Source organism: Kitasatospora sp. NPDC057512, from assembly GCF_042802135.1.
Lineage (GTDB): Bacteria > Actinomycetota > Actinomycetes > Streptomycetales > Streptomycetaceae > Kitasatospora.
Map to the genome: position 1 here is coordinate 1 of NZ_JBHVET010000429.1, position 7,324 is coordinate 7,324.

The 7,324-nt window shown below is 76.3% G+C and carries 8 protein-coding genes; 4 read left to right on the forward strand and 4 right to left on the reverse strand.

The window, feature by feature from the left end:
• Window positions 1–152: 152 nt before the first annotated feature.
• Entirely contained in the window at window positions 153–590 is a 438-nt protein-coding gene (locus ACFU6K_RS25055) for a VOC family protein (protein WP_380666561.1), read from the forward strand.
• A 118-nt stretch (window positions 591–708) separates the two neighbouring features.
• On the opposite strand, the gene ACFU6K_RS25060 is transcribed toward ACFU6K_RS25055, so the two are convergent.
• Window positions 709–1,035: a hypothetical protein gene (locus ACFU6K_RS25060; RefSeq protein ID WP_380666563.1), complete on the reverse strand. Its 327-nt coding sequence runs from the start codon at window positions 1,033–1,035 to the stop codon at window positions 709–711.
• Window positions 1,036–1,207: 172 nt separating this feature from the next.
• On the opposite strand from ACFU6K_RS25060, the gene ACFU6K_RS25065 reads away from it, so the two are divergent.
• The gene (locus ACFU6K_RS25065) at window positions 1,208–1,729 is read left to right on the forward strand and encodes an SMI1/KNR4 family protein (RefSeq protein WP_380666565.1); all 522 of its coding nucleotides are present in this window, start codon (window positions 1,208–1,210) and stop codon (window positions 1,727–1,729) included.
• Window positions 1,730–2,639: 910 nt separating this feature from the next.
• Here ACFU6K_RS25065 and ACFU6K_RS25070 read toward each other — a convergent pair.
• Window positions 2,640–3,302: a TetR/AcrR family transcriptional regulator gene (locus ACFU6K_RS25070; RefSeq protein ID WP_380666567.1), complete on the reverse strand. Its 663-nt coding sequence runs from the start codon at window positions 3,300–3,302 to the stop codon at window positions 2,640–2,642.
• Window positions 3,303–3,425: 123 nt separating this feature from the next.
• Between ACFU6K_RS25070 and ACFU6K_RS25075 the strand changes: the two genes are divergently transcribed.
• Window positions 3,426–4,478, forward strand: coding sequence for an alpha/beta hydrolase (locus tag ACFU6K_RS25075; RefSeq protein WP_380666569.1), 1,053 nt, complete (start codon window positions 3,426–3,428; stop codon window positions 4,476–4,478).
• A gap of 358 nt (window positions 4,479–4,836) precedes the next feature.
• Here ACFU6K_RS25075 and tpx read toward each other — a convergent pair whose 3' ends face one another.
• Window positions 4,837–5,337, reverse strand: a complete 501-nt coding sequence (gene tpx, locus ACFU6K_RS25080; protein ID WP_380666571.1) for a thiol peroxidase — start codon at window positions 5,335–5,337, stop codon at window positions 4,837–4,839.
• A 271-nt stretch (window positions 5,338–5,608) separates the two neighbouring features.
• Complete coding sequence (locus tag ACFU6K_RS25085) at window positions 5,609–6,613, reverse strand: oxidoreductase (protein ID WP_380666573.1); 1,005 nt, start codon at window positions 6,611–6,613, stop codon at window positions 5,609–5,611.
• 61 nt (window positions 6,614–6,674) lie between these two features.
• Here ACFU6K_RS25085 and ACFU6K_RS25090 point away from each other — a divergent pair.
• On the forward strand, window positions 6,675–7,324 hold a 650-nt coding region (locus tag ACFU6K_RS25090), incomplete at its 3' end, for a TetR family transcriptional regulator (RefSeq protein ID WP_380666575.1).

Consider the following 7,324-nt stretch of genomic DNA (forward strand, 5'->3'; position numbering starts at 1 on the left):
CCGTTCCCCCGTGCGCGGCACGGGCCCGCGCCCTGTCCCGGGCGGGCCGTTCCGGGCTGCGGCCCGCGTCGTGCGGGGCGCCCGCCGGCCGTGGTGGCGGTGGTGTCGGTGGTGGGCGGTACGGTCGCCGCATCCGAGACGAGGAGGGCCGCATGGCGACCAGGTGGAGCCTGACGATCGACTGCGCGCACCCGGCGAGGCTGGCCGGGTTCTGGGCGCTGGCGCTGGGCTACGTGCACGAGCCGGCGCCGGAGGGGTTCGGGAGCTGGGAGGAGTGGCTGTCCCGACACGGGGTCCCGCAGGAGGAGTGGGACGACGGCGCGTACCTGTGCGATCCGGAGGGGACGGGGCCGGGCCTGTCCTTCCTGAAGGTGCCGGAGCCGAAGACGGTGAAGAACCGGGTGCACGTGGACGTCCAGGCCGGCGGCGGCCGTGAGACGCCGTGGGAGGTGCGGTGGCCGCGCGTGGTCGAGGCGGTGCGGCGGCTGACCGCCGCGGGCGCGACGGTGGTCCGTGAGGAGGAGCTGCAGGGCAGGCCCGACCATGTGGTGATGGCCGATCCGGAGGGCAACGAGTTCTGCGTGGTCTGACAGCGGACATTCCCCTCCCGGCGGGCCGCGGTCCCTGGAAGCCGGGATGCCGGGTGCCGTCCCGGCCGATCCGGTCCACCCGGGCCGGGCGACCGGGCCCGCAGCCGTCCACGCCGGGCTACAGCACGGCGACGCACGAACTCGGATCGGCGGCGGGGAAGACCGGGTGGGAATCCCCGATGACATCCACTCGCCCAGAGGCGACCGGGGCGTCTGCCGCACACCGGAGGTCCGGCAAGCCCCGTTCGAAGTCCTTGCGGGCGACGACGCCGTCCTGCGCCATGCAGGCGGCCCGCCATGCCCGGATGTCGAGGAGACGCCCGGCCGGCGCCGTCGACTCGGACCACACCCGGAAGCAGGCCCCGGCCCGCAGGGCCAGGGCGGCACGGCCGGCGCCGCCGGTCCCGTGTCGTTCGAGGGCGGCCGTCAGGTCTTCGCGGTTCACGGCGTGCAGCATGGCGCGCTCTGCGGGTGCCCGGCAGTGCGCCGGTCCGCTGCTCCGGGCGGTCGGGGCCCGGCGGGACAGGCGCCGACCGCCCGTACGGCCTTCACCGGGCGGGACGCCGGGCGCTACGGTGACCGACCGGAACCCGCCACCCACGAAAGGGGACACCGCCATGGTCCACCCGGCCGTCACCCGCCTCTCGGCCCTGATCGGGGAGCCGGGAACCCCGGGCGACAGCGTCGACTGGGACGAACTGGCCCGCACCACCGGCCTGCGCCTGCCCGCCGACTACCGCGACTTCGTGGTGCTCTACGGCGGCGGCGAGCTGGACGGGTACCTCGGCGTCAGCACGCCGCCGGTGGACGGCTCCCCGTACGGCGACCTCGTCGACGCACTGGACTTCGACCCTCGGCAGGAGCCGGCCGCCCCCACCGGCACCGCCCCGGAGGACCTGGAGCAGGGCAGGATCCTGCCTTTCGCCGGTACCGCCAACGGCGACGTGGCCTTCTGGCTCTGCGACACCCGCGACCCGGACGGCTGGGACGTCGTCGTCTTCAAGCGCCAGCACCATTACGGCGAAGCGGCCTGGGTCCGCTTCGCGGCGGGCTTCGGCGACTTCCTGGCCGGAACCCTCGACGGCACGCTGCCGAACCCCTTCAGCGACAGCGGCTTCACCAGGACCCCGCACACCTAGCGCCACTGGAGCCGACCGCTGTGACCCGCACCGCGTCCGCACGCGGCCACCGGCCGCCGGCGCACTGACCTCCGGCCCGGCCACCGGGCCCGTGCCTGGCCGCGCCGCTGCGCCCGGCGGCCCTGGGCAGGGCCGCCGGTGGTCAACGGCCCTGCCGCCCGGCCCCGTTGGCTTTCCCGGGTCCGCTCGGCGGCGGGCGTCTTCTCGCTGCGGCCCTTCCCGGAGCCGCAGCGCCTGCGCGCGGGATGGACGCTCATCTCCGGGAAGCGGCGGGACGACGTGACGTCGCGGGAGGCGAACACCGTGCGCCGTGCGCCGCTCACGATCCGGGCCGGGCGCCGCGTCCGGCCCACCGCGCCCGCCTCCCGACGTCCGGTCCCACCCCGACGGCCGTCACCTCCGGCGCCGACGGGAGCATCAACTCCCCGCGCAGGGAGCGCGGTTGCGTCACGGCCGCCGGCCGTCAGCGGCCGCCCGGAACCCGTGCCGACGGCCTTCGGTCGAGCTGCGGGCCCGACGGGAGCACGTGACCCGGTCCGTACCGTCACCGGCCGTGACACAGGGGCCGGGACCGTGTTCCGGAGCCGCCCGTCCAGCTCCGGGGGAGTGGCCGTACTGCCCGGCGTGCGCGGGCATGCCGTCGGGTGCCCCCTTCGCCGGGCCGGGGCCGGGGCCCGGGGCCGGGGGAGGGGGACGGGCGGGCGCGGGAAGGTGACGGTGCGGCCGGCTTCGCGCCGGCCCGCAACGGGCGGGGCGCCCGGGTGCCACGCGCTCGGCGAGGGCGCTGCACACCGTCACGGTTGGGTCCGCGCGCGGTGGCCAGGTGGTGTTCGGGTGCGGCCCGGCGCTGCGCCCGGGGCGGCCGGTGGCGGGTGCGGGCCCGTCGCCCGGTTGTGCGGGGCGGTCGGTGTCAGGGCTGCGGCCGGGGGGCGGTGGCCCGGTTCCGGCCTGTCAGTCCGTCCAGGACCAGGTCCGTCAGGCGTTCGGGCAGGTCCGGTTCGTCGGGGCGGTGGCCGAGCAGGCAGCGGGTCTGGAGGGGGGCGCAGAGCAGTTCCAGCGCGAGGGCGGTGTCGGTGTCCGGCGGGAGTTCCCCGCGGTCCACGGCCCGGGCGATGATGGCGCCAGCCTGGTCGAGGCGGGAGTGCCAGAAGGTCTGCCAGGCCTCGGCGAGGTCGGGGTCGTCGGCGCTGAGGGCGGCGGCCCGGGCGACGGAGCGGCCGGTGGGGGTGGCGAGGTAGCGGGCCAGGGCGCTGGCGAAGGCGGCCAGGTCGGTGCGGACGGCCCCGGTGTCGGGGACGGGGACGCCCTCGGTGCTGCCGGTGAGCATGGCGTCCAGGACGAGTTTCTCCCGGGTGCCCCAACGCCGGTACACGGTGGTCTCGTTGACCCCGGCGCGGGCCGCGACCCCGGCGACGGTGAGCCGCTCGACGCCCTCCTCGGCCAGTACCTGCGCGGCCGCGGCCAGGACGGCCTGGCGCACGCGCGCGGCGCGCCCGCCCGGGCGGCGGCGCACCGGCTGCGACTGCGACTGCGACTCCGGCCGCGGCTCCGGCTGTGGCTCGTGTTCGGTCATGTCGATCACCTCGGCCACCACCTTAACGCAGGGGGGCTTGCGTTAGGCGTCGGAGCGGGCGCATAGTCGTTAACGCAAGTGTTCCGGCTTTAAGAAGCTTGAGTGCGATCAGGAGGCACCACCATGTCCTTCACCTGGCCCCTGGACCCGCGGGACCTGTTCGTCGAGCGCTACCCGCAGATGACCCTCGGCCTGCCCGCCGACGAGGTGGACGCGGTCCGCGCCGCCGTCACCGCCATGTGGTCCGAGGGGCCCGGCGGCTGGGTGTACGAGTGGTCCGCCCTCGCCGCCCGCCACGCCGCCGCCGGGCGCCACCGCGAGGCCGCGCAGGCGTACGGCTGGGCCAAGTTCCCCTCGCTCGCCGACGGCCCGAAGCGCACCGCGCTCGCCCGCCAGGTCGAGCAGTACGTGCTCGCCGCCCCCGGCTTCCCCGTGGAGTTCGAGCGCCGCACCCTCACCGTCCCCCACCGCGGCGGCGAGGCCGCCGTGCCGGTCCACCTGATGGCCGCCCCCGGCCTGCCCGCCGACGCGCCGTTCGTCCTGGCCAGCGGCGGTGTGGACTCCTGGAAGACCGACCTGCACGGCATGTGGGAGCAGCTCGCGTCCGCGCTGCCGGCGCGGCTGCTGCTGTTCGACCTGCCCGGCACCGGCGAGAGCGCCCACCTGCCGATGACCCCGCACGGCGGCGACGAGGTGATCGCCGCACTGGTCGCCTTCGCCCGCGCGGCCGGCAACGGCAGGGTCGGGCACTTCGGCATCTCGATGGGCGGCTACTACTCCGCCCGCACCGGACTGACCGCGGCGGTGGACGCCTCCGTGGTGCTCGGCGGCCCGGTGGAGCGCGCCTTCGCCCCCGGCCGCGGTTTCGCCTTCGGCATGGACGGCATCGTCGGCAACGCCCTGGGCTTCGACACCGCGCCGACCAGGGCCGAACTCGACGCGGCCTTCGCCGGATTCGACCTGCGCCCGCTGCTGGACCGGGACGCCAACGGGCCGATGCTGGTCGTCAACGGCACCGAGGACGTCCACGTCCCCCGGGCCGACACCCTGGTGTTCGAGGGCCGCCGCGACACCCGCGTCGAACTGATCCCGGACACCGGCCACTGCGCCGTCTCCCGCTTCGGCGAGGCGATGGCCGTGATCGCGCCCTGGCTGAAGGACACCCTGGCCGCCTGAACCGGCGCCCCTGCCACGGGAAGCCCACCACCGGTGGCCGGGTACGGCGGGGCGAGGACCGTCAGCCGCTCCCGGAACAGGGGCTGGGCGGTGCCCGGCGGAGGCGATGCCGCACAGGGCGGTGCCCGGCGGAGGCGATGCCGCACAGGGCGGTGCCCGGCGGGGGCGGTGGCCCCGGGACGGGCCGCGGGGCGCCTTCCGCCCGGCGCGTCTGGGGGCGGCACCCGGGGGGCGGCAAAGGCGACGGCGGCCCGCCCCCGCCCCGCCCGCCCCCGCCGCAGCGGGGACGGGCAGGACGCGAGGGCGGGCCGCCGCGACACGAAAAAGGGGACGGCACCGGGAGCGCGGTGCCGGCCGGTCAGTTGAGGGCGGCGAGCGCGGCCTCGTAGTTCGGCTCGTCGGCGATCTCCGCGACCAGCTCGGTGTGCAGGACGGTGTCGTTCTCGTCCAGGACGACGACCGCGCGCGCCGTCAGCCCGGCCAGCGGACCGTCGGCGATCGCCACACCGTAGACGTCGTGGAAGTCCCGCCCGCGCAGGGTGGACAGCGTCCTGACGTTCTCCAGGCCCTCCGCGCCGCAGAACCGGGCCTGCGCGAACGGCAGGTCCGCCGACACGCACAGCACCACGGTGTTCTCCAGCGAACCCGCCTTGGCGTTGAACGTGCGCACCGAGGTCGCGCAGGTCGGGGTGTCGATGCTGGGGAAGATGTTCAGGACCTTGCGCCGACCCGCGAAGTCCTTCAGCGACACGTCCGCGAGCCCCTCGCCGACCAGCGTGAACGCCGGCGCCTGGCTGCCGGCGGCCGGCAGCGCGCCACCGACCTGCACCGGGTTCCCCTTCAGCGTGACCTGAGCCATGAAAAGCCTCCTACCAGCAGTGTGTACGGGATGCAACGCCGCCGATCCTACTGCCCGCCCCCACCCCCACCCGGGGCGACCACCAATACCGGACACCCCGACCGGCGGGAACCGGAAGCGGGACCAGGAAACGGGAACAGGAAGCGGGAACAGGAAGGGGGGAACAGGAAGGGGGAACAGGGACACGGGCAGGGGGCGGGGAACCGGCCGCACGGGGCACACCCCGCGGGCGGTGACCTCCCCTCACCCCCCGCCCGCTCCCGGTCCGGGGTCAGGGGCCGTCCGCCCCGGGCACGGTGAACCGCAGTCCGGTCAGTTCCTGCGACACCTCCCACAGCCGCCGGCCCGCCCGCGGGTCCTGGGCGCGCGGGGCGGGGGAGGTCGGTACGGGGGCCCCGCGCAGTTCGCCCGGCCCGCCCGGCCCGTACAGCTCCCCGCCCCGTACCCCGGGCGCGGTCGCCGCGTGCAGCTGCGCCAGCGCCCCGCGTGCGGGCGACTGCGCGAGCGGGCGCAGCAGGTGCCCGAACAGCAGCCGCACCGGTGCGACGGCGCCGGCGCGGGGCAGGGCGGTGGCGGCGTAGCCGGGGTGGGCGAGCACGCTGCGCACGGGGCTGTCGGCGGCGCTCAGGCGGCGGTGGAGTTCGAGGGCGAAGAGGGCGTTGGCGAGTTTGGACTGGTTGTAGTGGCCCATGGGGGAGTAGGCGCGCTCGCCGGTGAGGTCGTCGAAGTCGATGCGGGCGCGGCGGTGGTTGGCGGAGGTGACGGTGACCACGCGCGGGTCGCGGCCCTGGGCGAGCAGGTCGATCAGGTGGGCGGTGAGGGCGAAGTGGCCGAGGTGGTTGACGGCGAACTGGAGCTCGTGGCCGTGGGGGGTGAGGGTGCGCGGGGGTGCCATGACGCCGGCGTTGTTGACCAGGACGTCGGGGTGGAGGCCGTCGGCGCGCAGGCGGGCCGCGAAGGCGTGCACGGAGCTGGGGTCGCCGAGGTCCAGGCGGCGTACCTCCAGGCGGGCGGCTCGGTGGGCGGCCCTCACGCGGTCCGCGGCGCGCCGGCCCTTGTCCTCGTCGCGTACGGCGAGTACGACGCGGGCGCCGCGGCGGGCGAGGGCGTCGGTGGTGGCCAGGCCCAGGCCGCTCGCGGCGCCGGTGACGACGAACACCCGCCCGTCCAGGTCCGGTTGCGGCTCCGGGGCAGTGCCGGGGTCGGGGGCGGGGTCGGGGGCGGGGGCGTGGTTGCTTCGGGGCGTACGACTCATGAGGCTCAAGGTGCCCTTCATGTCACCAAGTGTCAAGATGGGCATTCGGCGTCGCGTGTGGCGTGGGGGCTAGGATGGGGCGGTGACCTCCCGACCCGCCGCCACCCTGGCCCAGCGCAAACGCCAGCTCGTGGCCGACGAACTGACGCGGGCGGCGCTGGAGCTGCTGGCGGGCGGCGGGTTCGACGCCGTCACGGTGGACGAGATCGCCACCGCCGCGGGCGTGTCCAAGCGGACGTTCTTCCGCTACTTCGCATCCAAGGAGGACGTGGTCGTCCAATTCCTGGCCGCGCTCGGCGCGGCCATGCGCGAGGAGCTGGCCCGCCGCCCGCGGGGGGAGGCGCCCTCGGTGGCGCTGCGGCACGCGGTGTGGCGCAGCGTCGAGGACTGCGCCGGCCACGAGGAGCGCGCCCGCCAGGTGGTGCGGCTGGTCCTGTCCACCCCCGCCCTGCTCGCGCGCTTCCTGGAGCGCCAGGCGCAGTGGCGCGACGGCCTCGCCGAGGAGCTCGCCGCCCGCCTGGGCCTGGACGCCGGGCGCGAGCTGTACCCGCGGCTGGCCGCGGACATGGCGCTGGCGGCCTTCCACACGGTGCTCCAGCGCTGGAGCGCCGACGACGGCGCCGCCGGTGACGCCTCCGGTGGCGGTGCCGGCGCGGCGGTGGACCCCGCCGCGCTGACCGAGGACTGCTTCGCCGTCATCGCCCCGGCCCTGGACGCCGTCGTGCGCCCCCC

What these genes read in the sequence shown, in the direction of transcription:
- ACFU6K_RS25055 (WP_380666561.1), top strand. Translation starts at nt 153, where the DNA reads ATGGCGACCAGGTGGAGCCTGACGATCGACTGCGCGCACCCGGCGAGG.
- ACFU6K_RS25065 (WP_380666565.1), top strand. Translation starts at nt 1,208, where the DNA reads ATGGTCCACCCGGCCGTCACCCGCCTCTCGGCCCTGATCGGGGAGCCG.
- ACFU6K_RS25070 (WP_380666567.1), bottom strand. Translation starts at nt 3,302, where the DNA reads ATGACCGAACACGAGCCACAGCCGGAGCCGCGGCCGGAGTCGCAGTCG.
- ACFU6K_RS25075 (WP_380666569.1), top strand. Translation starts at nt 3,426, where the DNA reads ATGTCCTTCACCTGGCCCCTGGACCCGCGGGACCTGTTCGTCGAGCGC.
- tpx (WP_380666571.1), bottom strand. Translation starts at nt 5,337, where the DNA reads ATGGCTCAGGTCACGCTGAAGGGGAACCCGGTGCAGGTCGGTGGCGCG.
- ACFU6K_RS25085 (WP_380666573.1), bottom strand. Translation starts at nt 6,613, where the DNA reads ATGAAGGGCACCTTGAGCCTCATGAGTCGTACGCCCCGAAGCAACCAC.